Here is a 25,398-nt window from a genome sequence, read left to right on the forward strand (position 1 = left end):
AAGTCGCGCAGGGGTGGCGTTGATGTTCGGCGGCTGGATGGGAAATCGTACGAACCGGGTGCAACGGACGAGTCCCCTCGCGGCGGTCCCGACCCCGGAGAACGCCGGGGTGCTGAGCTGCCGGGTGCTCGATCCGGTCAACGAACCCGTGCGCAACGCGGAGTTCGCCGTGAGCGACACCCTGGGGCGCAAGGTCGTCAGCGGCGGGACCGATCCGTTCGGGGCGTTCGTGACGACGGTGCCGGCCGGTGAGTACCGGCTCGCGGTGTCCGCCGAGGGGTTCACCCCGTACCGGGCGACCGCGACGGTCGGGGAGAACGCGCTGGCCTCGCTGGGCGATGTGACGCTCCAGCTGGCTCAGCCGCCGGAGCTCCCGGCGCCGGGGGACTGGGACATCGAGCCGACGCACTCCTCGATCGGGTTCACCGCGCGGCACATCGGGCTCGCCCGGATCCACGGGCGGTTCAACTCCTTCGCCGGGGTGGTGCGGATCGCGGAGCAGATGGAGCAGTCGGCGATGCACGTGGTGATCGACGCGGCCTCCATCGACACCAACGTCCGGATGCGGGACGACCACCTGCGGTCGGCGGACTTCCTGGACGTGGAGCGGTACCCGACGCTGGAGTTCTACGGCGAACGGTTCACGCACAAGGGCGGGAGCCGGTGGGCCGTGACGGGGGCGCTGTCGCTGCACGGCGTGACGAGGACGGTGACCCTGGACACGGAGTACCTCGGGCTCGGCAACGGCATGGGCGGCGAGCGGCGCGCGGCCTGCCGGGCGCGGACCGAACTGCACCGGGACGACTTCACCGTGAGCTGGCAGACGATGCTGGCGCGCGGGATCGCGGTGGTCGGGCCGAGCATCCGGGTCGAGCTGGACGTGCAGATCGTGCCCAGGGCCTGAGGCGCGGGCGGGAAGCAGGCCCCGGGTGCCGGAAAATGGTTCCGTGAGCGATGTGAGACATGTGCTGGTGCTGCCCGACCGCGATGCGGCGGAGGAGGTGGCCCAGGCCCTCGTGGAGCGGTTCGGGGTGCGCGAGGAGCCGTTGATCGTCCGGGACGCGCTGGCGGGGGAGGACGACGCCGAGGACGCGCAGTGGCTGGTGGTGCTGCGCGACGAGGAGGACCGCCTCGCGGCACAGGCCCTGGACGAGTTCGCGGCGGAGTGGGAGGGCTGGCGCGAGGAGCCGTAGACGGGGGCGGGGTGCCGCTGCGCAGGAACGGGACCGCACCCCCCGGGGGCGCGGGAACTGCGCGATCAGCCCCCACGCAGCCGCAGCCGCATCCGCATGACGTGACTGTCAGTCCCCCGTGCCATCCTTGTCCCGATGGCCAGGAAGACTGCGAATGACGATGTCCTCGCCGCGGTGACGCTCGCCGTGGGGCAGGAGGAGTTGCTGCTCGACCGGGCGGTGCAGGAGGTCGTGGCGGCCGCCAGGGCCGCGGACGCCGACACCGACGTCCGGGACCTGACCCCCGACCAGTTGCAGCCCGGCACCCTCGCCGAGCTGACCAGCCCCTCGCTCTTCGCGGAGCGCAAGGTCGTGGTCGTACGCAACGCGCAGGATCTGTCGGCCGACACCGTCAAGGACGTGAAGGCCTATCTCGCGGCGCCCGCCGAGGAGATCACGCTGGTGCTGCTGCACGCGGGCGGGGTCAAGGGCAAGGCGTTGCTGGACGCCGCCCGCAAGGCCGGGGCGCGGGAGATCGCCTGTCCGAAGATGACCAAGCCGGCCGACCGGCTGGCGTTCGTGCGGCAGGAGTTCCGGGCGACCGGGCGGTCCGCGACGCCCGAGGCCTGCCAGGCGCTCGTCGACGCCATCGGCAGCGATCTGCGCGAGCTGGCCTCGGCGGTGACGCAGCTCGTCGCCGATGTCGAGGGGACGATCGACGAGGCCGTCGTGGGGCGGTACTACACCGGGCGGGCCGAGGCGTCGAGCTTCACCGTCGCCGACCGGGCGGTGGAGGGGCGGGCCGCGGAGGCCCTGGAGGCGCTGCGCTGGTCGTTGGCCACCGGTGTCGCGCCCGTGATGATCACCAGCGCGCTGGCGCAGGGCGTGCGGGCCATCGGCAAGCTGTCCTCGGCGCGCGGCGGCCGGCCCGCCGACCTCGCGCGGGAGCTGGGCATGCCGCCGTGGAAGATCGACCGGGTACGCCAGCAGATGCGCGGCTGGACCCCGGACGGCGTGGCCGTGGCGCTGCGGGCGGTGGCCGAGGCGGACGCCGGGGTGAAGGGCGGCGGGGACGACCCGGAGTACGCGCTGGAGAAGGCGGTCGTCGCCATCGCGCGGGCCGCCCGCTCCAGAGGACGGTAGGCACTCCGCAGAGGAGAATCGTCCGTACCGGGCCCTGTGGTCCCCCTCGGCTGCCTTCGGCGCCCGTCGGGCCGCATCGGCCCCCATCGGCCTCTATCGCCCGACAAGGAGAGGTGGCGATCGCCGTGGCTGAACACCCGCACGCGAAAATAGTCCGCGAGGGCTACGAAGCCTTCCAGCGGGGGGACATGGACACCCTGCGCGCACTGATGACCGGGGACTGTACGCACCACGTTCCCGGCTCCCACCCGCTCTCCGGGGACTACAAGGGAATCGAATCGGTCATCAACGACTACTACGGCCGGCTCTACTCGGAGACCGGCGGCTCGTTCCGCGTCGAGCTGCGCAACCTGTTCGTGGACGGCCGCGGGCATGTCATGTCCGTGCACCACTTCACCGCCGACCGGGCCGGCAAGCACGTCGACGAGATGGGCGGGATCGTCTTCCGGATCATGGGAGACAAGATCACCGACCTCGACGAATGCGTCGCGGACATGGAGAAGGTCGACCAGTTCTGGATGTGACCTGGGCCGGACGTGATCTGGGCCGGATGTGATCCGGTGCTGGTGATGGCCGGACACGCCGAAGGCCCCGGCCCCCCGCCCTGGGGAAGGGCGGAGGCCGGGGCCTTCAGATCAAGATGGTGAAGCTGATGAAGCTGCTGAGCCCATACCCGCGTGGCGAACGCAGGCCGCGTACGGGCTCGGGTGCCGGTCGGGGGCGGATGAGAGAGGGCCCGCCCTGGGTCCTTCCGGCGGCTCGGATCCCGGGGGATCCGGTCAGACCAGAGGGGTTCAGCCCTGGAGGGTCGCGACCTTGGAAGCCAGCGCCGACTTCTTGTTGGCGGCCTGGTTCTTGTGGATGACACCCTTCGAGACAGCCTTGTCGAGCTGACGCGCGGCGGCGCGCTGCAGCTCGGTGGCCTTCGCGAGGTCACCCGCGGCAGCGGCCTCACGGGCCTTGCGGATCGCGGTCTTCAGGGAGGACTTGACGGCCTTGTTGCGCAGCCGAGCCTTCTCGTTGGTCTTGATCCGCTTGATCTGGGACTTGATGTTCGCCACGAAATAAGCCTCTTCTAATTCCTGGATTCGTTGGTGCCTCGCGCTGAGAGGGCATGAGACACAGCTGCCCACACTACCAGCGGCCCCGAGAATGGCCCAAACCGGCCCCCGGTCGCCGCCCATGGGACCATGGAGCCTACGTATCGATCCGACCCGAGGCATAAGGCGCCTCAAGAGACAGGACCCTGCGTGCCCGCGACCCCTAACAATGTGCCCGAGCCGAGCCGTACCGACCCGGCTCTGATCCGCAACTTCTGCATCATCGCGCACATCGACCACGGCAAGTCCACGCTCGCCGACCGGATGCTCCAGCTGACCGGTGTGGTCGAGCAGCGGCAGATGCGTGCTCAGTACCTCGACCGGATGGACATCGAGCGCGAGCGCGGCATCACGATCAAGTCCCAGGCGGTGCGGCTGCCGTGGGCTCCCACCCACGACAAGAACAACACGCACATCCTCAACATGATCGACACCCCCGGGCACGTCGACTTCACCTACGAGGTCTCGCGGTCGCTCGCGGCCTGTGAGGGGACCATCCTCCTCGTCGACGCCGCCCAGGGCATCGAGGCCCAGACCCTCGCCAACCTCTACCTGGCGATGGAGAACGACCTCACGATCATCCCGGTGCTCAACAAGATCGACCTGCCCGCGGCGCAGCCGGAGAAGTTCGCCGAGGAGCTCGCCAACCTGGTCGGCTGCGACCCCGACGACGTGCTCCGGGTCTCCGCGAAGACCGGCGTGGGCGTGGACGCGCTGCTCGACCGGGCCGTGCGGGACATCCCGGCGCCCGTCGGCGTCAAGGACGCCCCCGCCCGAGCGATGATCTTCGACTCCGTCTACGACTCCTACCGGGGCGTGGTCACGTACGTCCGTGTCATCGACGGCCAGCTCAACAAGCGCGAGCGCATCAGGATGATGTCGACCGGCGCCACCCACGAGCTGCTGGAGATCGGCACCAACTCGCCCGAGATGCTGGCGGCCGACGGCCTCGGCGTCGGCGAGGTGGGCTATCTGATCACCGGTGTGAAGGACGTCCGCCAGTCCAAGGTCGGTGACACCGTCACCAGCCAGGTCAAGGGCGCCACCGAGGCCCTCGGCGGGTACAAGGACCCCAAGCCGATGGTCTTCTCGGGCCTGTACCCGCTGGACGGCTCCGACTACCCGGAGCTGCGCGAGGCGCTCGACAAGCTGCAGCTCAACGACGCCGCCCTGGTCTACGAGCCGGAGACCTCCGCCGCGCTCGGCTTCGGCTTCCGCGTCGGCTTCCTCGGCCTGCTGCACCTCGACGTGATCCGGGAGCGCCTGGAGCGCGAGTTCGGCCTCGACCTCATCGCCACCGCGCCGAACGTGGTGTACCGCGTGGTCATGGAGGACCGCTCCGAGCACGTCGTCACCAACCCGAGCGAGTTCCCCGAGGGGAAGATCAGCGAGGTGTACGAGCCGGTCGTGCGCGCCACCATCCTGGCGCCGACCGAGTTCATCGGCTCGATCATGGAGCTGTGCCAGACCCGGCGCGGCACCCTGCTCGGCATGGACTACCTGTCCGAGGACCGCGTCGAGATCCGCTACACGCTGCCCCTCGCGGAGATCGTGTTCGACTTCTTCGACCAGCTGAAGTCCAAGACGCGCGGCTACGCCTCGCTGGACTACGAGCCCACCGGCGAGCAGACCTCCAGCCTGGTGAAGGTCGACATCCTGCTGCACGGCGACAAGGTGGACGCCTTCTCGGCGATCACCCACAAGGACGCCGCGTACGCCTACGGGGTGCGGCTCGTCGCCAAGCTGCGCGAGCTGATCCCGCGGCAGGCCTTCGAGGTGCCGATCCAGGCCGCCATCGGCTCCCGGGTCATCGCCCGCGAGACCATCCGCGCCATCCGCAAGGACGTCCTCGCCAAGTGCTACGGCGGTGACATCTCCCGGAAGCGGAAGCTGCTGGAGAAGCAGAAGGAAGGCAAGAAGCGGATGAAGATGGTGGGTTCCGTGGAGGTTCCGCAGGAAGCCTTCATCGCCGTGCTGAGCAGCGACGACGGCGCGGGCTCCGCCAAGGGCAAGAAGTAGCCTTTCCGATGTCCGGACCACGGGCCCGTCGTGCTGTCGCGCGGCGGGCCCGTGGTGCGTGGCCCGGAAAGTGACAGTACGTGGCCCCTTACGTGCCGGGCGGTCGCCCTTTACCCTGATCCCCTGCTCGATAGTTACTCGCGAGTTAAACAACAGCCGCAAGAGCCAGCCGCGCCGTCGCGGGCCCCGGAGGATGTCGTGAGCGACACACAGACCCTGATCGAGAACCGTCCGCCGTCCGTGGCGGGCCTCTTCCTGGAGCGCGTGGCCGCCACGCCCGACGCCGAGGCCTACCGCCACCCGGTGCCCGCCGCGTCCGGAACGGGCCCCGACGACTGGAAGTCGCTGACGTGGGCGCAGGCCGCCGAGCGGGTGTACGCGATCGCGGCCGGGCTCGTCGAGCTGGGGGTGCAGCCCGAGCAGCGCGTCGCGCTCGCCTCCTCCACCCGGATCGAGTGGATCCTCACCGACCTCGCCATCATGTGCGCCGGCGCCGCGACGACCACCGTCTACCCGCAGACCAACGCCGACGAATCGGCGTACATCCTCTCCGACTCCGAGAGCCGGGTGCTGGTCGCCGAGGACGCGGCGCAGGTCGCCAAGGCCGTCGAGAAGCGGGCCGAGCTGCCCGCCCTCACCCATCTGGTCGTCCTCGACCCGGCCGGCGTCGACACCGCGGAGGACTGGATCCTCACCCTCGACGAGCTGGAGAAGCGCGGCGCGGCCCGGCTGGAGAAGGACCCCCAGCTGATCAAGGAGCGGGTCGGCGCGATCACCAAGGACCAGCTCGCCACCCTCATCTACACCTCCGGCACCACCGGCCGTCCCAAGGGCGTGCGTCTGCCGCACGACAACTGGTCGTACATGGCCAAGGCGATCGCCGCGACCGGGCTGATCAGCGCCGAGGACGTGCAGTACCTGTGGCTGCCGCTCGCGCACGTCTTCGGCAAGGTGCTCACCTCCGGCCAGATCGAGGTCGGGCACATCACCGCTGTCGACGGCCGCGTCGACAAGATCATCGAGAACCTGCCGGTGGTCCGGCCGACCTACATGGCGGCCGTCCCGCGGATCTTCGAGAAGGTCTACAACGGCATCGCCAACAAGGCCCGGGCCGGTGGCCCCGCCAAGTACAAGATCTTCCGCTGGGCCTCCGAGGTCGCCCGCGAGTACGCCAAGGTCACCCAGGACAACTTCCGCCGCACCGGCACCGCGAGCGCCCCCTTCGGCCTCGCCGCCAAGCACAGGGCCGCCGACGCGCTGGTGTACGCCAAGATCCGCGAGGCGTTCGGCGGACGGCTGCGCGCCTGTATCTCCGGCTCCGTCGCCCTGGCGCCGGAGATCGGCTTCTTCTTCTCCGGCGCCGGCATCCACATCCTGGAGGGCTACGGCCTCACCGAGTCCTCCGCGGCCTCCTTCGTGAACCCCGGCGAGGCCTACCGCACCGGCACGGTCGGCAAGCCGCTGCCCGGCACGGAGGTGCGGATCGCCGAGGACGGCGAGATCCTGCTGCGCGGCCCCGGGATCATGGAGGGCTACCACAGGCTGCCCGAGAAGACCGCCGAGGTGCTGGAGGCCGACGGCTGGTTCCACACCGGTGACATCGGCGAGCTGTCGCCCGACGGCTACCTGCGCGTCACCGACCGCAAGAAGGACCTGTTCAAGACCTCCGGCGGCAAGTACATCGCGCCCACCGAGGTCGAGGGCCAGTTCAAGTCGGTGTGCCCGTACGTCTCCAACGTCCTCGTGCACGGCGCCGACCGGAACTACTGCACCGCGCTGATCGCGCTGGACGAGGCGTCCATCCTCGACTGGGCCAAGGAGAACGGCCTGGCGGGCAAGTCCTACGCCGAGGTCGTCGCGGCTCCCGAGACCGTCGCGCTCATCGAGGGCCACGTCGCCGAGCTCAACGCCGGGCTCCAGAGGTGGCAGACGATCAAGAAGTTCCGGCTGCTGCCGCGGGACCTCGACGTGGAGCACGGCGAGATCACGCCGAGTCTGAAGCTGAAGCGGCCGGTGGTGGAGCGCGAGTACCGGCACCTCATCGAGGAGATGTACGCCGGTACGCGGGAGGCGTAGGGCGGTTCGGGGCGCGCGGGCGGCTCGCGTGCGGAAGCAGTCGCTCGCGCAGTTTCCCGCGCCCCCGCCGTACGCGGTGGCGTCGCTCGGCGCTCGAAAAGTGGCCCTTGTTCGTCCCTCATCGATCACGTACGTACACAGGTGAAGCAGTAACCCCTCCCCACCCGATCCCCTTCGGTCACTCACCGCATATGGCCGGGATCCGTCTGTCACTCTGAGGGCATCCGAACTGCCCGGGGAGCTGCGCATGGGGGCCATTCCGACCCAGCGGGAGACCGTCTTCCCCGGCATCGGCGCGCCGTCGCCCGCGACCCCGCACGCGCCCCCGGTCGCCCGCGCCACCCTGGCCGGCGGCCCCCACGCCCCCGGCGCCGCACGCGATCTGGTGCGGACCGCGTTCACGGAGTGGGGGGACCTTCCCGAACGCCTCGCCGAGGACGTGACCCTCGTCGTCAGCGAGCTCGTCACCAACGCCGTCGTGCACGCCGGCACCGACGTGGACGTGCTCTGCCGGCTGGAGGACGATCCCGAGCACGGGCACGCGGTCGTCGTCGAGGTCGGCGACCACCACCCCTCCCGCGCCCCGCGCGACCACCCGCCCGGGATGCCGCCGGACGGGACACCGCACGAGACACCGGAGTACGGCCGCGGCCTGCGGCTGGTCGCCGCGCTCGCCGACGCCTGGGGAGTGACGTACCGCAGGGCGGCGAAGACGGTGTGGGCGCGGCTGCTGCCCCGGGCCCCCGAGCCGTACGACGCCGACGGGACGTACGCCACCACCGACGAGACGTACGGCGCCTCGCCCGTCGCGCCCCTCGACCCCCTCCTGGAAGCCCTCGCCCCCGAACCGCAGCCCTCCTGCCGGGGCGGGGACTGGCTGAACCGGGGCGCCCTGTCCTTCCTCGCCGAGGCCTCCGACCTGCTCGCCGGGCAGCTCGACGAGGATCTCGTCGCCGCGCTCACCAGCCAGCTCCTGGTGCCCCGGCTCGCCGACTGGTGCGGGGTGTGGCTGGAGGACGAGGTCAGCGGACACGGCGGAGGCTGGGGCGAGTGGGCCGGAGGACCCGGGCCGCGGCTGGCCCGCGTCTGGCACGGCGACGAGAGCCGTATCGAGGAGCTGCGCCGGGCCCTGGAGAAGGAACCGCCGCGCCCCGCGGAGCCGCCCCGCTCGGGCCCCGAGCCCTTTCCCTGGCCCGGTGCGGCGCTCGGCCCGCGCGGCGCCGCCCTCGCCTACCGGCTGATCGCCGGCGGCCGCCCGCTCGGCACCCTGGTCATCGGACGGTCCGCACCCGGCGCCTTCGCCGACGAGGTCACCGGGCTCGTCGAGGACCTGGGCCGCCGGGTGGCGCTGGCGATCGGCGCGGCCCGCCAGTACGCCCGCCAGGCCACCATCAGCGCCGTCCTCCAGCGCGGCCTGCTGCCCGGTGCCGTCGCCGAGATCCCCGGGGTGCGCAGCGCCCTCGTCCACGAGCCGCGCGAGCAGGGCGGCCCGAGCGGCGACTTCTACGACCTGTTCCCGGCGGGCGACGGCCGCTGGTGCTTCGCCATCGGCGACGTCCAGGGCAAGGGCCCGGAGGCGGCTGTCGTCATCGGCCTCGCCCGCCCCTGGCTGCGGCTGCTGGCCCGCGAGGGCTACGGCGTCCCCGACGTCCTGGACCGTCTCAACCAACTCCTCCTCGACGACGCCACCGAGGCCGCCGACGCCGCCGCCCGGGCCTTCGTCGGCCCCACCGGTCCCTGCGACGGCCCGCAGACCCGCTTCCTGTCGCTCCTCTACGGCGAGCTGGCACCCTTCGAGGGCGGCGTCCGCTGCACCCTGGCCTCCGCCGGGCACCCGCTGCCCCTGCTCCTCCGTCCGGACGGCTCCGTCGCCACGGCCGCGCGCCCCCAGACCCTCCTCGGGGTCATCGAGGACGTGACGTACACCAGCGACGTCCTGGAGCTGCGGCACGGCGACAGTCTGCTGTGCGTGACCGACGGGGTCACCGAGCGCCGCTCGGGCATCCGCCAGTTCGACGACGGCGACGGGCTGGCCGTCGCGCTCGCCGGCTGCGTGGGCCTGGAGGCCGAGCTGATCGCCGAGCGCATCCGCCGGCTCGTCCACGAGTTCGGCGAGCGGCCCCCGGAGGACGATCTGGCGCTGCTGGTGCTCCAGGCGGAGTGAGCGTCGTCGTACGGGACGGTCGTACGGGACAATGGAGGGCATGCCTTCCGCACTCCCCGACGGTGAGCCCGTCCCCGACGACGGCGCGCTCCCGGCGCACGCGCTCACCGGCGCCGCCGACCGCCCCCTCGGGTTCTATCTGCACGTCCCCTACTGCGCGACCCGCTGCGGGTACTGCGACTTCAACACCTACACCGCCACCGAGCTGCGCGGCACCGGCGGCGTCCTCGCCTCCCGCGACAACTACGCCGACACCCTGACCGACGAGATCCGGCTGGCCCGCAAGGTCCTCGGCGACGACCCGCGCGAGGTCCGCACGGTCTTCGTCGGCGGCGGCACGCCCACGCTGCTGGCCGCCGATGACCTCGTCCGGATGCTGGGCGCGATCCGTGACGAGTTCGGCCTGACGCCCGACGCGGAGGTGACGACGGAGGCGAACCCGGAGTCCGTCGACCCGGCCTATCTGGCCACCCTGCGCGCGGGCGGCTTCAACCGGATCTCCTTCGGCATGCAGAGCGCCCGCCGGCACGTCCTGAAGGTCCTCGACCGCACCCACACCCCCGGCCGCCCCGAGGCATGCGTCGCGGAGGCCCGGGCGGCGGGCTTCGAGCACGTCAACCTCGACCTGATCTACGGCACCCCCGGCGAGTCCGACGACGACTGGCGGGCGTCCCTGGAGGCCGCGCTCGGCGCCGGCCCCGACCATGTCTCCGCGTACGCCCTGATCGTCGAGGAGGGCACCCAGCTCGCCCGGCGCATCCGGCGCGGGGAGGTCCCGATGACCGACGACGACGTCCACGCGGACCGCTATCTGATCGCGGACGAGGTGCTGTCGGCCGCGGGCTACGACTGGTACGAGGTCTCCAACTGGGCCACCTCGCCGGCGGCCCGCTGCCTCCACAACGAGCTGTACTGGCGCGGCGCCGACTGGTGGGGCGCGGGACCGGGGGCGCACTCCCACGTGGGCGGCGTGCGCTGGTGGAACGTGAAGCATCCGGGGGCGTACGCGGCAGCCCTGGCGTCGGGGAAGTCGCCGGGCGCGGGCCGGGAGCTGCTGTCCGAGGAGGACCGGCGGGTCGAGCGCATCCTGCTGGAACTGCGGCTGCGCGAGGGCGTCCCGCTGGACCTGCTCCGGGCGGAGGGCCTGAAGGCCTCACGCCGGGCACTGACGGACGGGCTGCTGGCGCAGGGGCCGTACGACGAGGGACGAGCGGTGCTGACGCTGCGGGGGCGGCTGCTGGCGGACGCGGTGGTGCGGGACCTGGTGGACTGATCACTGGGGCGAGTGAATCCCTGTGGAACGCGGGTTCGTTCCCTAACCTGGTTCGTAGGCTGCCGCCGACAGTACGCGGCGGATGTGGAGGCCACGGAGATGACCGCTGTGGACGAGCGTGGGATGACCAAGTTCTTCGAGGAGTTTGAACCTCCCGAGGGAATCAAGGTTGAGCTTCTCCGGGGGGAAATCGTGATGATGGCCACTCCCGATCTGGTGCATAACCGGATCGTGGTGGAGGTGCAGGACCAGATCCCGCGCAAGCTCTGGGAACGACTCCAGACCACGGACGTGGACATCCTCGGTGAAGCCAGCGAGCCCATTCCGGACCTGTTGGTGCTGGAACGTGGTGCGGGCCCCGCCTCGGGCCATCTGGTGCCGTCCCAACTGGTAACCCTGGTGGTCGAGGTGGTCTCGAAGACGAGTGTCGACAGGGACTACGGGATCAAGCGTTCCATCTACGCTGCAGGCAGAATCCCTGCCTACCTGATCATCGATCCGATCATGGCGCACTGCGTTCTGCTGACCGACCCCGTCGGCGCAGGCGACCAAGCCGACTACCGTGGGCAGTGGATCACGAAGTTCGGTGACCCCGTGCTGCTGGAGGTGCTCGGGGTGGAACTGGACACGAGTGAATTCGGAACGCTCACCGGGGTCAGACGTCACCGCCTCCCGTGACGAAGTCGATCAGCTCCTCCACCCTCCCCAGCAGCTCCGGCTCCAGGTCCTTGTAGGACGTCACCCGAGCCAGGATCGCCTGCCACACCGCCCCCGTGTTCTCCGCCGGCCACCCCAGCGCCCGGCACACCCCCGTCTTCCAGTCCTGGCCGCGCGGGACCTTCGGCCACCCCGCGATCCCCAGCGACGACGGCTTCACCGCCTCCCAGACGTCGATGTAGGGGTGGCCCACGACCAACGCGTGTTCGCTGGTCACGGACTGGGCGATACGGAACTCCTTCGTGCCCGGGAGCAAGTGGTCCACGAGCACCCCCAGCCGCGCGTCCGGGCCCGGCGCGAAGTCGGCCACGATCGCCGGCAGGTCGTCCACGCCCTCCAGGTACTCCACCACCACGCCCTCGATGCGCAGGTCGTCGCCCCACACCTTCTCGACCAGCTCGGCGTCGTGCCGGCCCTCGACGTAGATGCGGCCGGCGCGGGCCACCCGGGCGCGGGCGCCGGGGACGGCGACCGAACCGGAGGCGGTACGGGTGGGACGTACCGGAGCGCCCGACGACGGGCGGACCAGCGTCACGACCCGGCCCTCCAGCAGGAAGCCCCGCGGCTCCAGCGGGAACACCCGATGCCTGCCGAAGCGGTCCTCCAGCGTCACCGTGCCCGCCTCGCAGCGGATCACCGCGCCGCAGAAGCCCGTGCCGGGCTCCTCCACCACCAGGCCGGGCTCCGCCGGGACCTCGGGGACGGGCTGCGGCTTCTTCCAGGGAGGGGTCAGGTCCGGCGAGTACGGGCGCATTCGGATGACGATAGGAGAAGCCCCGGCCCGATCGCACCCCGCTCAGCGCGACACGCCGAAGCGCGCCGCCAGCGCGTCCCGCTGCCGCCGTACGAAGGCCGCGTCCACCACCGCCCCGTGACCCGGCACGTACAGCGCGTCCTCGCCGCCGAGGGCGAGGAGGCGGTCCAGCGCCGCCGGCCAGTGGGAGGGGACGGCGTCGGGGCCCGCCTGGGGCTCCCCGGACTCCTCCACCAGGTCGCCGCAGAACACCACCTCCGGCGGGCCGGGGACCAGGACCGCGAGGTCGTGCGGGGTGTGCGCCGGGCCCACGTTCGCCAGCAGGACCTGGCGGCCGGCCCCCAGATCGAGGGTCCACTCCCCGGAGACCAGGTGCCGGGGCCGGACCAGGGCGTCCGCGGCATCGGTCGCCGTCGCCTCGTCCAGCCCCTCGCGCACCGCGTCCGCCCGCAGCTCCTCCGCCGGGACCGAGTCCATGCCCACCGCGCCGTACACCTCCGCACCCGCGAAGGCCGCAGCGCCGAACACATGGTCGAAATGCGGATGGGTGAGCGCGAGATGGGTCACACGCGCACCGGTCAGCTGCTCGGCCTGCGTCCGCAACCGCACCCCCTCCGCCAGCCCCGATCCGGCGTCCACCATCAGCACCGCGCCCGCCCCGACGACCAGCCCCGCCGTGCAGTCCCAGCCCGGCAGCCGCACCCGCCCGACCCCGGCCGCGATCCGCTCCCACCCCAGCTCTTCCCAAGTCACCGTCATACCGGGACGCTAACGGTAAGTGGTCCGGGCGTCGGCCGACCTTGCCCCCGGTGTACCCCACAGCCGTACACTGGCCGGGGAACGTCTGGCACTCGGGAGCGAAGAGTGCCAGTGCAGACGCCCAGGGCACTGAGGGACGACCACGGGAGGTGTGCGCGGGTGCTGAGTGAACGCAGGCTGCAGGTGCTGCGCGCCATCGTCCAGGACTACGTCGGCACCGAGGAGCCGGTGGGGTCCAAGGCCCTCACCGAGCGGCACAACCTCGGCGTCTCCCCGGCCACCGTGCGCAACGACATGGCCGCCCTGGAGGACGAGGGATACATCGCCCAGCCGCACACCAGCGCCGGGCGCATCCCCACCGACAAGGGCTACCGGCTGTTCGTCGACAAGCTGGCCGGCGTCAAGCCGATGACCGCGCCCGAGCGGCGCGCCATCCAGAACTTCCTCGACGGCGCCGTCGACCTCGACGACGTGGTGGCCCGCACGGTACGGCTGCTCGCGCAGCTCACCCGGCAGGTCGCCGTCGTGCAGTACCCGTCGCTGACCCGGTCCACCGTGCGGCACGTGGAACTGCTGTCGCTCGCGCCGGCCCGGCTGATGCTCGTGCTGATCACGGACACCGGACGGGTCGAGCAGCGCATGGTGGACTGCCCGGCGCCCTTCGGGGAGACCTCTCTGGCGGATCTACGCGCGCGGCTCAACAGCCGGGTCGCGGGCCGCCGGTTCAGCGACGTGCCGCGCCTCGTGGAGGACCTTCCGGAGGCCTTCGAGGCGGACGACCGCGGCACGGTCTCGACGGTGCTCTCCACCCTGCTGGAGACCCTCGTCGAGGAGAACGAGGAGCGGCTGATGATCGGCGGCACCGCCAATCTCACCCGCTTCGGACATGACTTCCCTCTCACCATCCGGCCCGTCCTGGAGGCCCTGGAGGAACACGTCGTTCTTCTCAAACTCCTGGGCGAGGCGGGAGATTCGGGCATGACCGTACGCATCGGTCACGAGAACGCCTATGAGGGACTCAACTCCACGTCCGTGGTCTCGGTCGGCTACGGTTCGGGCGGCGAGGCAGTCGCCAAACTCGGCGTGGTCGGCCCGACCCGCATGGATTACCCGGGAACGATGGGAGCGGTACGAGCGGTGGCACGGTACGTCGGACAGATCCTGGCGGAGTCGTAAGTGGCCACGGACTACTACGCCGTTCTCGGCGTGCGCCGCGACGCGTCGCAGGATGAGATCAAGAAGGCGTTCCGTCGGCTCGCCCGCGAGCTGCACCCGGACGTCAACCCGGATCCGAAGACCCAGGAGCGGTTCAAGGAGATCAACGCCGCCTACGAGGTGCTCTCGGACCCGCAGAAGAAGCAGGTCTACGACCTCGGCGGCGACCCCCTCTCCCAGGCGGGCGGGGGTGGCGCGGGCGGCTTCGGGGCCGGTGGCTTCGGCAACTTCTCCGACATCATGGACGCGTTCTTCGGTACGGCGTCCCAGCGGGGGCCGAGGTCCAGGACGCGGCGCGGCCAGGACGCGATGATCCGGCTGGAGGTGGACCTCGAGGAGGCCGCCTTCGGCACCACCAAGGACATCCAGGTCGACACCGCGATCGTCTGCTCCACGTGCAGCGGCGAGGGCGCCGCCCCCGGCACCAGTGCCCAGACGTGCGACATGTGCCGCGGCCGGGGCGAGGTCTCCCAGGTGACCCGGTCCTTCCTCGGCCAGGTCATGACCTCCCGCCCCTGCCCCCAGTGCCAGGGCTTCGGCACCATCGTCCCGAACCCCTGCCCGGAGTGCGCGGGCGACGGCCGGGTGCGCTCCCGGCGCACGCTCACCGTCAAGATCCCGGCCGGTGTCGACAACGGCACCCGGATCCAGCTCGCGGGCGAGGGCGAGGTCGGCCCCGGCGGCGGCCCCGCCGGCGACCTCTACGTCGAGATCCACGAGCTGCCGCACTCCACCTTCCAGCGGCGCGGCGACGACCTGCACTGCACGGTCACCATCCCGATGACCGCGGCTTCCCTCGGCACCAAGGTGCCGCTGGAGACGCTGGACGGCCTGGAGGAGGTCGACATCCGGCCCGGTACCCAGTCCGGCCAGTCGATCCCGCTGCACGGCCGGGGCGTCACACATCTGCGCGGCGGCGGCCGGGGCGACCTCATCGTCCATGTCGAGGTCATGACCCCGACCAAGCTCGACCCCGAGCAGGAGCGGCTGCTGCGCGAGCTGGCCAAGCTGCGCGGCGAGGAGCGGCCCCAGGGCCAGTTCCAGCCCGGCCAGCAGGGGCTGTTCTCGCGGCTGAAGGACGCGTTCAACGGCCGCTGAGCCGCCGCATCACCGCAAGGCCAGGCCTGAATTCGGTGTTGTTCGGAGGACGTGACAACATGCCGTCATGTCCTCCGAGCTGACCGATCTCTTCCCCCACCCGATCGTGCAGGCGCCCATGGCGGGCGGTGTCTCCGTGCCCCGGCTCGCCGCCGCCGTGTCCGAGGCGGGCGGGCTCGGGTTCCTGGCCGGCGGGTACAAGACGGCCGACGGCATGTACCAGGAGATCAAGCAGCTCCGCGGACTGACCGGCCGCCCCTTCGGCGTCAACCTCTTCATGCCCCAGCCCGAGTACCCCGGCGCAAGCGCAGGCTCCACCGGAGCGCCCGGCGCAGCCCCCCTCGACGCCGGCGCCGTCCAGCTCTACGCCGAGCAGCTCGCCGGTGAGGTCAGCTGGTACGGGACCGAGCTGGGCGACCCCGACAGCGGCCGCGACGACGGCTACGACGCCAAGATCGCCGTACTGCTGGACGACCCCGTGCCGGTGGTCTCCTTCCACTTCGGCGTCCCGAACGCCGACACGCTCCAGTCGCTGCGCCGGGCCGGGACCTTCACCCTCGTCACCGTGACCTCCGCCGAGGAGGCGCTCGCCGTCGAGCAGGCCGGCGCGGACGCGGTCGTCGTGCAGGGCGTGGAGGCCGGCGGCCACCAGGGCACCCACAAGGACATCCCCGAGAACGACGGCTCGGCCCTCGGCCTGCTCGCCCTGCTCGGCCAGGTCCGCGAGACCGTCGGCCTGCCGATCGTCGCCGCCGGCGGCATCATGCGCGGCAGCCAGATCGCCGCCGTCCTCGCGGCCGGCGCGAGCGCCGCCCAGCTCGGCACCGCGTTCCTCGCCACCCCCGAGTCCGGGGCACAGGCCGTGCACAAGGCCGCCCTCACCGACCCCCTGTTCGTCCGCACCGAGCTGACCCGCGCCTTCTCCGGCCGCCCGGCCCGCGGCCTGGTCAACCGCTTCCTGCGCGAGCACGGCCCGTACGCCCCCGCCGCCTACCCCGAGGTCCACCACCTCACCTCCCCGCTGCGCAAGGCCGCCGCCAAGGCGGGCGACGCCCAGGGCATGGCCCTGTGGGCGGGCCAGGGCCACCGCATGGCCCGCGAGCTGCCCGCCGCCGAGCTGATCGAGGTCCTGGTGGCGGAAGTCGCGACCGCGCGGGCCGCCCTGGCCGAGGGCGACGCGCGATGACCGCGCCCGTCTTCGTCGTCGACCGGCTCGACGCCACGGGGCAGTTCGTCCTCGACGGGCCCGAGGGGCGGCACGCCGTCTCCGTGAAGCGGCTGCGGCCCGGCGAGGACGTCGTCCTCACCGACGGGCACGGCCGCTGGGCCGAGGGCGTCGTCCGGGCGGCCGAGGGCAAGGACCGGCTGGTCCTGGACCTCGGGCCGGTGCGGGACGAACCCGAGGCGTCCCCCCGGATCACCGTCGTCCAGGCCCTTCCCAAGGGCGACCGTGGCGAGGTCGCCGTCGAGACGATGACCGAGGTCGGCGTCGACGCGATCGTGCCCTGGCAGGCGTCCCGCTGCATCACCCAGTGGCGCGGCGAGCGGGGACTGAAGGCACTCGGCAAGTGGCGGGCCACCGCACGCGAGGCCGGCAAGCAGTCCCGCCGGGTCCGCTTCCCCGAGGTCGCCGACGCGGCGGCCACCAAGCAGGTCGCCGCCCTGCTCGCGCGGGCCGACTTCGCGGCCGTCCTGCACGAGAGCGGCGAGGAGCGGCTCGCCACCGCCGCGCTCCCCGCCCACGGCGAGATCGTCCTCGTCGTCGGCCCCGAGGGCGGCGTCTCCCCCGAGGAACTGGCCCTCTTCGCCGAGGCCGGCGCCCGGCCCTACGTCCTCGGCCCCACCGTGCTGCGCACCTCCACCGCGGGCACCGCCGCCGCCGCTCTCCTCCTGGGCCGCACCGGCCGCTGGTCCTGACCCCCGGAGCACCCGTTGGAACTCGCCCAGATACGGCTCCTCGTCACCGACTTCGCCGCCTGCTACCGCTTCTACGACGACGTCCTCGGCCTGACCCCGCAGTCCGGCGCGGCCGAGGGCCCGTACGAGAAGTTCAGCCCGCGCACCGGCTCCGCCGGGATCGCGCTCCAGGACCGCGCCATGATGGCCGCGGTCCTCGACGACCTCGACGGCCCGGCGGCGGGACACCGCTCGCTGGTGGTGCTGCGCGTCGACGACCTCGACGCGTACTGCGCGCGGATCACCTCCCGGGGCGCCACCCTGCTCCACGGCCCCGCCCCCCTGACCGACCGGATCCGCGTCGCCCACCTCAAGGACCCCGAGGGCAACCTGGTGGAGCTTCAGGAGTGGCTTGTGCCGCGCGGCTAGGGGGTGTTGCCCAGGACCGGGCCATCCTGGCCGCATCCGGGCTTCCGCGCCGTGGGCCGAAGTGGCAGGCTGCCGTCCATGGGGGCATTGCGGCGGTTATGGCTTCTCGTGTTCGTGCCGGTCGCCCTGGGCGGCGCCGTGGCCTGCGAGCCGGGCGGCGGGGTGAGCGGCATCTCCGTGGCGTACACGACCGACCGGGCCGCCACGGCCGAGATCGAGCGCCGGGACCTGGACGTGCGCTGGCTGACCTGCACCGCCGCCCGGGACGACCACCTCGTCTCCGTCGACTGCCGGGGGGAGACGGCGGACGGCAGGGACCTCACGGTCACCGGCAAGGTCGAACGGGCCGTCGACGGGAAGTGCGTGCGGGGCGATCTGCGGGCGGCCGTAGGGAAGAAGGAGCTGTTCCGGGTCAGCGGGCTCGGGGACTGCGGCTCCGCAGCGCCCTCGCCGGTCGAGGCCCCGTCCACCACGGCCGGACCGTCCGGTTCCGCCCGGCCCGGCGAACCGTCCGGCGTACGGCCGACCGTCACGGTCACCGTGACCGTCACCCGGACCGTCGGCGCCCAGGGCGGACAGAAGTGATCGAAACCCCTGACCTGCGGTCCCCTCCCTTAATACAGTGATCTGGTGACCCAGTCCGCGACGCCTGCCGCATACTTCCGACACCCGCATCCGCACGGCGAGTTGGTGGCGTTCGCCGCCGAGGACGACGTGTGGCTCGCCCCCCTGGACGGGGGACGCGCCTGGCGGGTCAGCGCCGACAACGTGCCCGTCTCGTCCCCCCGCGTCTCACCCGACGGCACCACCGTCGCCTGGACCTCCACCCGCGACGGCGCCCCCGAGGTGCACCTCGCGCCCGTCGACGGCGGACCGGCCACCCGCCTGACGTACTGGGGGAGTTGGCAGACCCGGGTGCGCGGCTGGACCCCCGACGGCCGGGTCCTCGCCGTCAGCACCCACGACCAGGCCACCCTGCGCCGCAGCTGGGCCCGTGCCGTCCCGGTCGACGGCGGACCGGCCACCACCCTGCCGTACGGCCCCGTGGGCGCCGTCGCGTACGGCCCGCACACCGTGCTGCTGTCCGCGCCGATGGGCCGCGAGGCCGCCTACTGGAAGCGCTACCGCGGCGGTACGGCCGGAAAGCTCTGGATCGACCGGGACGGCAACGGCGAGTTCGTCCGGCTGCACCAGGAACTCGACGGCAACCTCGAATGCCCGGTGTGGGCGGGGGACCGGATCGCGTTCCTCTCCGACCACGAGGGCACCGGCGCGCTCTACTCCTCCCTCGCCGACGGCTCCGACCTGCGCCGCCACACCCCCCTCGACGGGTTCTACGCCCGCCAGGCCGGCGGCGACGGCACCCGGATCGCGTACGCCTCGGCCGGTGAGCTGTGGCTGCTCGACGACCTCGACGGCGCCGAGCCCCGCCGCCTCGACATCCGCCTCGGCGGACAGCGCACCGACCGCCGCCCCCACCCCGTCGCCGCCGCCCGCTGGCTCGGCGGCGCCGCCCCGGACCACACCGCGCGCGGCAGCGCCGTCGAGGTGCGCGGCGCCGTGCACTGGGTGACCCACCGCGCCGGGCCCGCGCGCGCCCTCGCCGCCGAGCCCGGGGTGCGGGCGCGGCTGCCGCGCACCTTCCGCACGGAGGGCGAGGAGTGGGTGGTGTGGGTGACGGACGCCGAGGGCGAGGACGCCCTGGAGTTCGCGCCCGCCACCGGACCCGTCCCCGGCACCACCCCGCGCCGGCTCGCCGCGGGACGCCTCGGCCGGGTCCTGGAGCTCGCCATGGCCCCCGACGGCGGACGGGCCGCCGTCGCCGCGCACGACGGCCGGCTCCTCCTCGTCGAACGGGAGAGCGGCGAGGTCCGCGAGGTCGACCGCAGCACCGACGGAGAAGTCTCCGACCTGGTCTTCTCCCCCGACTCCGGCTGGCTCGCCTGGTCGCACCCAGGCCCGCCCCCGCTCGCCCAGCTCAAGATCGCCAACGTCACCGACCTCTCGGTCACCGAAGCCACCCCCCTGCGCTTCCGCGACTACGCGCCCGCCTTCACGCTGGACGGCAAACACCTCGCGTTCCTCTCCACCCGCGCCTTCGACCCGGTCTACGACGAACACGTCTTCGACCTCGCCTTCCCGGCCGGCGCCCGCCCGCACCTGATCACCCTCGCGGCGACCACCCCGTCGCCCTTCGGCCCCCAGCGCCACGGCCGGCCCTTCGACGCGCCGGACAAGGACGAGACCCCCGACAGCGAGGGCACCCCCGCCACCCGCATCGACCTCGAAGGTCTCGCCGACCGGATAGTGCCCTTCCCGGTCGAGGCCGGCCGCTACTCCTCCCTCGCCGCCGCCAAGGACGGCGTGCTGTGGCTGCGGCACCCGGTGCGCGGGGTGCTCGGCGCCTCCCGGGCCACCCCCGACGACCCCGACCCGCACACCGAGCTGGAGCGCTACGACCTCGTCCACCAGCGCATCGAACACCTCGCCGCCGACGCCGACGGCTTCGAGGTCAGCGGCGACGGCAAACGGCTGCTGCTGCGCACCGACGGCAAGCTCAAGGTCGTCCCCAGCGACCGGCGCGCCTCCGGCGACGAGGACAGCGACACCAACGTCACCGTCGACCTCGGCCGGATCCGGCAGACCGTCGACCCGGCCGCCGAGTGGCGCCAGATGTACGACGAGACCGGCCGCATCATGCGGGACAACTTCTGGCTCGCCGACCTGGGCGGGCTCGACTGGGACGCCGTCCTGGACCGCTACCGGCCGCTCCTGGACCGGGTCGCCACCCACGACGACCTGGTCGACGTGCTGTGGGAGGTGCACGGCGAACTCGGCACCTCCCACGCCTATGTCTCCCCGCGCGGCGGCTACGGCCGCGGCGCCCGCCAGGGGCTGCTCGGCGCCGACATCTCCCGCCACGCCGACGGCAGTTGGCGCGTCGACCGGGTGCTGCCCTCGGAGACCTCCGACCCCGACGCCCGCTCCCCGCTCGCCGCGCCCGGGGTCGCGGTGCGGGCCGGGGACGCGATCCTCGCCGTGGCCGGGCACCCGGTGGACCCCGTGACGGGCCCCGCGCCGCTGCTCGTCGGCACGGCGGGCAAGGTCGTCGAACTGACCGTCTCACCGGCCGGCGGCGGCGAGCCGCGCCACGCGGTCGTGGTGCCCGTCGACGACGAGGAGGCCCTGCGCTACCACGCCTGGGTCGCCGACCGGCGGGCCTACGTCCACGAGGTCTCCGGCGGTCGCCTCGGCTACCTCCACGTCCCCGACATGCAGGCGCCCGGCTGGGCCCAGATCCACCGCGACCTGCGCGTCGAGGTGGCCCGTGAGGGCCTCGTCGTGGACGTCCGGGAGAACCGCGGCGGCCACACCTCCCAACTGGTCGTGGAGAAGCTCGCCCGCCGGATCGTCGGCTGGGACGTACCGCGCGACGCCCGCCCGTTCTCCTACCCGCTGGACGCCCCGCGCGGCCCCGTGGTCGCCGTCGCCAACGAGTTCTCGGGCTCCGACGGCGACATCGTCAACGCCGCCATCAAGGCCCTCGGTATCGGCCCGGTCGTCGGCACCCGCACCTGGGGCGGCACGATCGGCATCGACAGCCGCTACCACCTGGTCGACGGCACCCTCGTCACCCAGCCGAAGTACGCCATCTGGCTGGAGGGCTACGGCTGGGGCGTGGAGAACCACGGAGTCGACCCCGACGTGGAGGTGATCTGCACCCCGCAGGACTACGCGGCGGGCAGGGACGTCCAGTTGGACGAGGCGGTGAGACTGGCTCTTCAGGCGCTGGAGGAGCGTCCGGCCAAAACTCCGCCGAGTCTGCCGGGTTAAGGGGTGCCGGGCCGCATCCCTGTGCGGCTCCGCCGCGGGGCGCGACCAGCCACGACGGCACCCGCCACCGACAACGCTACGATGCCCGATATCAACTACCCCCCGGAGGAAACATGGCGGGCGAGCCGCAGGAAGACTGCCTGTTCTGCAAGATCGCCGAAGGCCACATCCCGGCGACGATCGTCCGCGAGACGGAGACGACCGTCGCCTTCCGGGACATCAACCCCCAGGCGCCCACCCACGTCCTGGTGATCCCCAAGGCGCACTACGAGAACGCCGCGGAACTGGCCGCCGCCGAGCCGGCCGTCGCCGCGGACGTCCTGCGCGAGGCGAAGTCGGTCGCGGACGAGGACAAGCTGGAGAGCTACCGCATCGTCTTCAACACCGGCAGCGGCGCCGGTCAGACCGTCTGGCACGCCCACGCGCACGTCCTCGGCGGCCGCGGCCTGCAGTGGCCCCCCGGATAGTCCGCCATGTCCGTACGCGAACTCGTCGTCCTCGGCACCGCCAGCCAGGTCCCCACCCGGCACCGCAACCACAACGGCTATCTGCTGCGCTGGGACGGCGAGGGCATCCTGTTCGACCCCGGCGAGGGCACCCAGCGCCAGATGCTGCGGGCCGGGGTCGCCGCCCACGACCTGAACCGGATCTGCGTCACGCACTTCCACGGGGACCACTCGCTCGGCCTGGCCGGGGTCATCCAGCGCATCAACCTCGACCAGGTCCCGCACGAGGTCACCGTCCACTACCCGCTCTCCGGCGAGCGCTTCTTCGACCGCCTCCGGTACGCCACCGCCTACCGCGAGACCGTCGCCCTGACGCAGGTCCCGGTGAGCGCGGACGGGGTCCTCGACGCCCGGCCCTCCTACACCCTCGACGCCCGCAGGCTCTCGCACCCGGTCGAGTCCTACGGCTACCGGCTCACCGAGCCCGACGGCCGCCGGATGCTCCCCGACCGCCTCGCCGCGCACGGCCTCAAGGGGCCGGACGTGGGCCGTCTCCTGCGGGAGGGCTCGGTCGGCGGGGTGACGCTCGACGACGTCAGCGAGATCCGGCGCGGACAGCGGTTCGCGTTCGTCATGGACACCCGGCTGTGCGACGGCGTCCACGCGCTCGCGGAGGGCGCCGACATGCTCGTCATCGAGTCGACCTTCCTCGACGAGGACGAGCGGCTCGCCGTCGACCACGGCCATCTGACCGCCGGCCAGGCCGCCGGGGTCGCCGTGGAGGCCGGTGTCCGCCATCTGGTGCTCACCCACTTCAGCCAGCGCTACACCGACCCGGACGAATTCGAGCGGCAGGCACGGGCGGCGGGCTTCGCCGGCGAACTGACCGTGGCGCACGACCTGCTGCGGGTGCCGCTACCGAAACGGCGATAAATCAGCCGTACGATGCGTTGATGCCCCTCCCGAAAGCTGAACTGCACCTGCACATCGAAGGCACCCTGGAGCCGGAGCTGGCCTTCACGCTGGCCGCCCGGAACGGGGTCGCCCTCCCGTACGCCGACACGGAAGAGCTGCGCGAGGCCTACCGGTTCGAGGACCTCCAGTCCTTCCTGAACCTGTACTACGAGCTGATGGCCGTCCTGCGCACCGAGCGGGACTTCGAGGACCTCGCGCACGCCTACCTCGCCCGCGCCGCCGCCCAGGGCGTCCGGCACGCGGAGATCTTCTTCGACCCGCAGGCCCACCTCGCCCGGGGCGTCGGCATGGGCACGGTGGTCGAGGGGCTGTGGCGGGCGCTCGGCAGCAGCGAGACCACCCACGGCGTCTCCACCCGGCTGATCCTCTGCTTCCTGCGCGACGAATCCGCCGAGTCGGCGCTCGAGACGCTGGACGCGGCGAAGCCGTACCTCGACCGGATCACCGGCATCGGCCTGGACTCCGCTGAGGTCGGGCACCCGCCGGTGAAGTTCCGCGAGGTCTACGAGGCCGCCGCCGCGCTCGGGCTGCGGCGCGTGGCGCACGCGGGGGAGGAGGGGCCGCCGGAGTACATCACCGAGGCCCTGGACGTCCTCGGTGTCGAGCGCGTCGACCACGGGCTGCGCTGCATGGAGGACCCGGCGCTGGTGGAGCGGCTGGTGCGGGAGCGGATCCCGCTGACGCTGTGCCCGCTGTCCAACGTCCGGCTGCGCACCGTCGACACCCTCGCCGACCACCCGCTGCCCGCGATGCTCGACGCCGGGCTCGTCTGCACGGTCAACTCCGACGACCCGGCCTACTTCGGCGGGTACGCGGGCGACAACTTCGACGCCGTACGGCAGACCCTCGACCTGACCGAGGAGCGGCTGCGCGAGCTGGCCCGCAACTCCTTCACCGCCTCCTTCCTGGAGGACGACGAGGAGCGGCGGGCACGGTACCTCGCCGAGGTGGACGCCTACCGGTTCTAGGTCGTCGGGTGGACGGCGTCCCCCGTGGCCACGGGGGACGCGGCCGAGTCGTGGGCGCCGGGCGCACCGCCCCGGCGCCGTACGGTCCCCGGCAGCACCGGGTGCCCGCTCGCGTGCAGCGCCACCCCGGTCATCGGTACGGCGACCACGAGCAGCGCGGCGCCCAGCACCAGGCCCATCGCGGGGAACCCGGCCTGCGCGGACAGCACGCTCCCGGTGAGCGGACCGGCCGCGGTGCCGAGCGAGCCCGCCGAGCCGACGAGCACCGCCCAGCGCCCCCGCGGGTCCAGCGAGGCGGCCAGCCCGATGAGGTACGACAGGACGACCGGGTAGAGGACGTTCCAGAGGATCTGGCCGGTCGCGAAGCCCGCCGGGGTGGTGGCCGAGGCGTTGCCCGCGACACAGACCGCGATGAGGACGGTCCCGAGCCCGACCGGCAGCGCCAGGCCCAGACGCGCCCCGAGCGCCCCGGCGGCCAGGACGCCCGTGAGCCCGGCGGCCAGCGCCACCGCGAACACCGCGCCGACGGCCGCCTCGCCGAGGTGCGCCTGCGTCAGCCCGATCCGTCCGCTCACGCCCCACAGGGAGTTCTGCACCAGCGACCAGAACGGCATGGCGGCCGCCAGCACCAGTCCCGCCCGCAGGTTCGGCAGCGGGACGCGGACCGTGCGCAGCGCCGGGTCGGCGGGGGCGCCGCGGCCGGGCAGACGCCCCGTCAGCGGCCATACCGCGAGCGCGGTCAGTGCGATCGCGGCGAGCGGCTGGCCATGGCCCGCGCCGAGGTGCGGAACCGTCAGATAGACGGCCCCCGCGAGCGCGGACACCCCGAGGAGCCCCAGCGTGGAGGCGCGGTGCGGGTCGGGTTCGGCGGCGATCCGGGTGGCGGCGACCGCCGTGGCCGTACCGGAGCCGAACCCGCCGAGGACCGCGCCCGCGACGACGGCCGGGACCGAGCCGGCGAGGGCCGCCCCGCCGTAGCCGAGCACCGCGAGCAGCAGCCCGGCCCGCGCCATGGTCCGGGCGCCGATCCGCTCCACCCGGGAGGCCAGCAGGAAGCCGGCCGAGGACGAGCTGAGCAGCAGCGCGCTGCCGACGGCGCCCGCCTCGGTGGCGGTCAGGGGCAGTCCGGCGTCGAGGCGGCCGACGACGGTCGGCAGCAGGTAGGGCGCGAGATACCCGGCCGTGAAGAGGGCGACGAGGGGCCAGGGGACGGGGGTACGGCGGGCGAACACGGGCGTTCCTGCACAGGCGAGAGGTAAGGGCGCGGGGAGGGGCGCAGGCCGTCGACGGACAGGAGCGCGCGGGCCCATTCATATCAAGCGCGTGCTGCCCGAAAAAGCTCAGGATGCATGATCCGGGT

The 25,398-nt window shown here is 72.6% G+C and carries 23 protein-coding genes; 19 read left to right on the forward strand and 4 right to left on the reverse strand.

Annotation, left to right across the window (positions count from 1 at the left end; genetic code table 11):
- The first annotated feature begins 22 nt into the window (after window positions 1-22).
- The 4 genes from AQJ58_RS02585 (at window position 23) to AQJ58_RS02600 (ending at window position 2,839) form a co-directional block, all read left to right on the forward strand.
- On the forward strand, window positions 23-904 hold the full coding sequence (locus AQJ58_RS02585; protein ID WP_079078659.1) for a YceI family protein: 882 nt from the start codon (window positions 23-25) through the stop codon (window positions 902-904).
- 43 nt (window positions 905-947) lie between these two features.
- Entirely contained in the window at window positions 948-1,193 is a 246-nt protein-coding gene (locus tag AQJ58_RS02590) for a hypothetical protein (protein WP_067244346.1), read from the forward strand.
- Window positions 1,194-1,328: 135 nt separating this feature from the next.
- Window positions 1,329-2,315, forward strand: coding sequence for a DNA polymerase III subunit delta (holA, locus tag AQJ58_RS02595; protein ID WP_079078660.1), 987 nt, complete (start codon window positions 1,329-1,331; stop codon window positions 2,313-2,315).
- A gap of 125 nt (window positions 2,316-2,440) precedes the next feature.
- Window positions 2,441-2,839, forward strand: a complete 399-nt coding sequence (locus AQJ58_RS02600) for a nuclear transport factor 2 family protein (RefSeq protein ID WP_067245682.1) — start codon at window positions 2,441-2,443, stop codon at window positions 2,837-2,839.
- 270 nt (window positions 2,840-3,109) lie between these two features.
- On the opposite strand, the gene rpsT is transcribed toward AQJ58_RS02600, so the two are convergent.
- The gene (rpsT, locus tag AQJ58_RS02605; RefSeq protein ID WP_067244350.1) at window positions 3,110-3,376 is read right to left on the reverse strand and encodes a 30S ribosomal protein S20; all 267 of its coding nucleotides are present in this window, start codon (window positions 3,374-3,376) and stop codon (window positions 3,110-3,112) included.
- Window positions 3,377-3,565: 189 nt separating this feature from the next.
- On the opposite strand from rpsT, the gene lepA reads away from it, so the two are divergent.
- The 5 genes from lepA (at window position 3,566) to AQJ58_RS02630 (ending at window position 11,625) form a co-directional block, all read left to right on the forward strand.
- Window positions 3,566-5,434, forward strand: a complete 1,869-nt coding sequence (gene lepA, locus AQJ58_RS02610; RefSeq protein WP_067244352.1) for a translation elongation factor 4 — start codon at window positions 3,566-3,568, stop codon at window positions 5,432-5,434.
- A 198-nt stretch (window positions 5,435-5,632) separates the two neighbouring features.
- Window positions 5,633-7,510 (forward strand): AMP-dependent synthetase/ligase, encoded by a 1,878-nt coding sequence (locus tag AQJ58_RS02615; protein ID WP_067244354.1) that lies wholly within the window; start codon window positions 5,633-5,635, stop codon window positions 7,508-7,510.
- A 247-nt stretch (window positions 7,511-7,757) separates the two neighbouring features.
- Window positions 7,758-9,674: a SpoIIE family protein phosphatase gene (locus AQJ58_RS02620; RefSeq protein ID WP_067244356.1), complete on the forward strand. Its 1,917-nt coding sequence runs from the start codon at window positions 7,758-7,760 to the stop codon at window positions 9,672-9,674.
- Window positions 9,675-9,714: 40 nt separating this feature from the next.
- Window positions 9,715-10,947: a radical SAM family heme chaperone HemW gene (gene hemW / locus AQJ58_RS02625; RefSeq protein ID WP_067245684.1), complete on the forward strand. Its 1,233-nt coding sequence runs from the start codon at window positions 9,715-9,717 to the stop codon at window positions 10,945-10,947.
- 99 nt (window positions 10,948-11,046) lie between these two features.
- On the forward strand, window positions 11,047-11,625 hold the full coding sequence (locus AQJ58_RS02630; protein WP_067244357.1) for a Uma2 family endonuclease: 579 nt from the start codon (window positions 11,047-11,049) through the stop codon (window positions 11,623-11,625).
- Here AQJ58_RS02630 and AQJ58_RS02635 read toward each other — a convergent pair.
- Window positions 11,603-12,418 carry a DUF3097 domain-containing protein gene (locus AQJ58_RS02635; RefSeq protein WP_067244359.1) on the reverse strand — a complete coding sequence of 272 codons (816 nt, stop codon included), beginning with the start codon at window positions 12,416-12,418 and terminating at the stop codon, window positions 11,603-11,605. The two genes, AQJ58_RS02630 and AQJ58_RS02635, sit on opposite strands and share 23 nt — an antisense overlap.
- Window positions 12,419-12,460: 42 nt before the next feature.
- Window positions 12,461-13,177, reverse strand: a complete 717-nt coding sequence (locus AQJ58_RS02640; protein WP_067244361.1) for an MBL fold metallo-hydrolase — start codon at window positions 13,175-13,177, stop codon at window positions 12,461-12,463.
- A gap of 159 nt (window positions 13,178-13,336) precedes the next feature.
- Between AQJ58_RS02640 and hrcA the strand changes: the two genes are divergently transcribed.
- The 10 genes from hrcA (at window position 13,337) to AQJ58_RS02690 (ending at window position 24,038) form a co-directional block, all read left to right on the forward strand.
- Complete coding sequence (gene hrcA / locus AQJ58_RS02645; protein ID WP_055634178.1) at window positions 13,337-14,353, forward strand: heat-inducible transcriptional repressor HrcA; 1,017 nt, start codon at window positions 13,337-13,339, stop codon at window positions 14,351-14,353.
- Window positions 14,354-15,490 carry a molecular chaperone DnaJ gene (gene dnaJ / locus AQJ58_RS02650; RefSeq protein ID WP_067244363.1) on the forward strand — a complete coding sequence of 379 codons (1,137 nt, stop codon included), beginning with the start codon at window positions 14,354-14,356 and terminating at the stop codon, window positions 15,488-15,490.
- 67 nt (window positions 15,491-15,557) lie between these two features.
- Window positions 15,558-16,676: a nitronate monooxygenase gene (locus tag AQJ58_RS02655; RefSeq protein WP_067244364.1), complete on the forward strand. Its 1,119-nt coding sequence runs from the start codon at window positions 15,558-15,560 to the stop codon at window positions 16,674-16,676.
- Entirely contained in the window at window positions 16,673-17,407 is a 735-nt protein-coding gene (locus AQJ58_RS02660) for a 16S rRNA (uracil(1498)-N(3))-methyltransferase (protein WP_067244366.1), read from the forward strand. The genes AQJ58_RS02655 and AQJ58_RS02660 overlap by 4 nt, the downstream gene beginning before the upstream one ends.
- 15 nt (window positions 17,408-17,422) lie before the next feature.
- Window positions 17,423-17,815, forward strand: a complete 393-nt coding sequence (locus AQJ58_RS02665; RefSeq protein WP_067244368.1) for a VOC family protein — start codon at window positions 17,423-17,425, stop codon at window positions 17,813-17,815.
- Between the two features lie 78 nt (window positions 17,816-17,893).
- Window positions 17,894-18,400 (forward strand): hypothetical protein, encoded by a 507-nt coding sequence (locus AQJ58_RS02670; protein ID WP_067244370.1) that lies wholly within the window; start codon window positions 17,894-17,896, stop codon window positions 18,398-18,400.
- 45 nt (window positions 18,401-18,445) lie between these two features.
- Window positions 18,446-21,649 (forward strand): S41 family peptidase, encoded by a 3,204-nt coding sequence (locus AQJ58_RS02675; protein ID WP_067244372.1) that lies wholly within the window; start codon window positions 18,446-18,448, stop codon window positions 21,647-21,649.
- 113 nt (window positions 21,650-21,762) lie between these two features.
- Window positions 21,763-22,116 carry a histidine triad nucleotide-binding protein gene (locus AQJ58_RS02680; RefSeq protein ID WP_067244374.1) on the forward strand — a complete coding sequence of 118 codons (354 nt, stop codon included), beginning with the start codon at window positions 21,763-21,765 and terminating at the stop codon, window positions 22,114-22,116.
- A 6-nt stretch (window positions 22,117-22,122) separates the two neighbouring features.
- A complete protein-coding gene (locus AQJ58_RS02685; protein ID WP_067244375.1) occupies window positions 22,123-23,028 on the forward strand; it encodes a ribonuclease Z in 906 nt (301 codons plus the stop codon).
- Window positions 23,029-23,048: 20 nt separating this feature from the next.
- Entirely contained in the window at window positions 23,049-24,038 is a 990-nt protein-coding gene (locus AQJ58_RS02690) for an adenosine deaminase (protein ID WP_067244377.1), read from the forward strand.
- On the opposite strand, the gene AQJ58_RS02695 is transcribed toward AQJ58_RS02690, so the two are convergent.
- Complete coding sequence (locus AQJ58_RS02695; RefSeq protein WP_234359937.1) at window positions 24,035-25,270, reverse strand: MFS transporter; 1,236 nt, start codon at window positions 25,268-25,270, stop codon at window positions 24,035-24,037. The genes AQJ58_RS02690 and AQJ58_RS02695 overlap by 4 nt on opposite strands.
- Window positions 25,271-25,398 lie beyond the last annotated feature (128 nt).

Origin of the sequence: Streptomyces sp. DSM 15324 (assembly GCF_001514285.1) — a bacterium.
Taxonomy (GTDB): Bacteria; Actinomycetota; Actinomycetes; order Streptomycetales; family Streptomycetaceae; genus Streptomyces.

Excerpts from the sequence above, each read along its gene's own strand:
- AQJ58_RS02585 (WP_079078659.1), top strand. The coding sequence starts at position 23 with ATGTTCGGCGGCTGGATGGGAAATCGTACGAACCGGGTGCAACGGACG.
- holA (WP_079078660.1), top strand. The coding sequence starts at position 1,329 with ATGGCCAGGAAGACTGCGAATGACGATGTCCTCGCCGCGGTGACGCTC.
- AQJ58_RS02620 (WP_067244356.1), top strand. The coding sequence starts at position 7,758 with ATGGGGGCCATTCCGACCCAGCGGGAGACCGTCTTCCCCGGCATCGGC.
- hemW (WP_067245684.1), top strand. The coding sequence starts at position 9,715 with ATGCCTTCCGCACTCCCCGACGGTGAGCCCGTCCCCGACGACGGCGCG.
- AQJ58_RS02630 (WP_067244357.1), top strand. The coding sequence starts at position 11,047 with ATGACCGCTGTGGACGAGCGTGGGATGACCAAGTTCTTCGAGGAGTTT.
- AQJ58_RS02635 (WP_067244359.1), bottom strand. The coding sequence starts at position 12,418 with ATGCGCCCGTACTCGCCGGACCTGACCCCTCCCTGGAAGAAGCCGCAG.
- AQJ58_RS02640 (WP_067244361.1), bottom strand. The coding sequence starts at position 13,177 with ATGACGGTGACTTGGGAAGAGCTGGGGTGGGAGCGGATCGCGGCCGGG.
- AQJ58_RS02655 (WP_067244364.1), top strand. The coding sequence starts at position 15,558 with ATGTCCTCCGAGCTGACCGATCTCTTCCCCCACCCGATCGTGCAGGCG.
- AQJ58_RS02660 (WP_067244366.1), top strand. The coding sequence starts at position 16,673 with ATGACCGCGCCCGTCTTCGTCGTCGACCGGCTCGACGCCACGGGGCAG.
- AQJ58_RS02670 (WP_067244370.1), top strand. The coding sequence starts at position 17,894 with ATGGGGGCATTGCGGCGGTTATGGCTTCTCGTGTTCGTGCCGGTCGCC.
- AQJ58_RS02680 (WP_067244374.1), top strand. The coding sequence starts at position 21,763 with ATGGCGGGCGAGCCGCAGGAAGACTGCCTGTTCTGCAAGATCGCCGAA.
- AQJ58_RS02685 (WP_067244375.1), top strand. The coding sequence starts at position 22,123 with ATGTCCGTACGCGAACTCGTCGTCCTCGGCACCGCCAGCCAGGTCCCC.
- AQJ58_RS02690 (WP_067244377.1), top strand. The coding sequence starts at position 23,049 with ATGCCCCTCCCGAAAGCTGAACTGCACCTGCACATCGAAGGCACCCTG.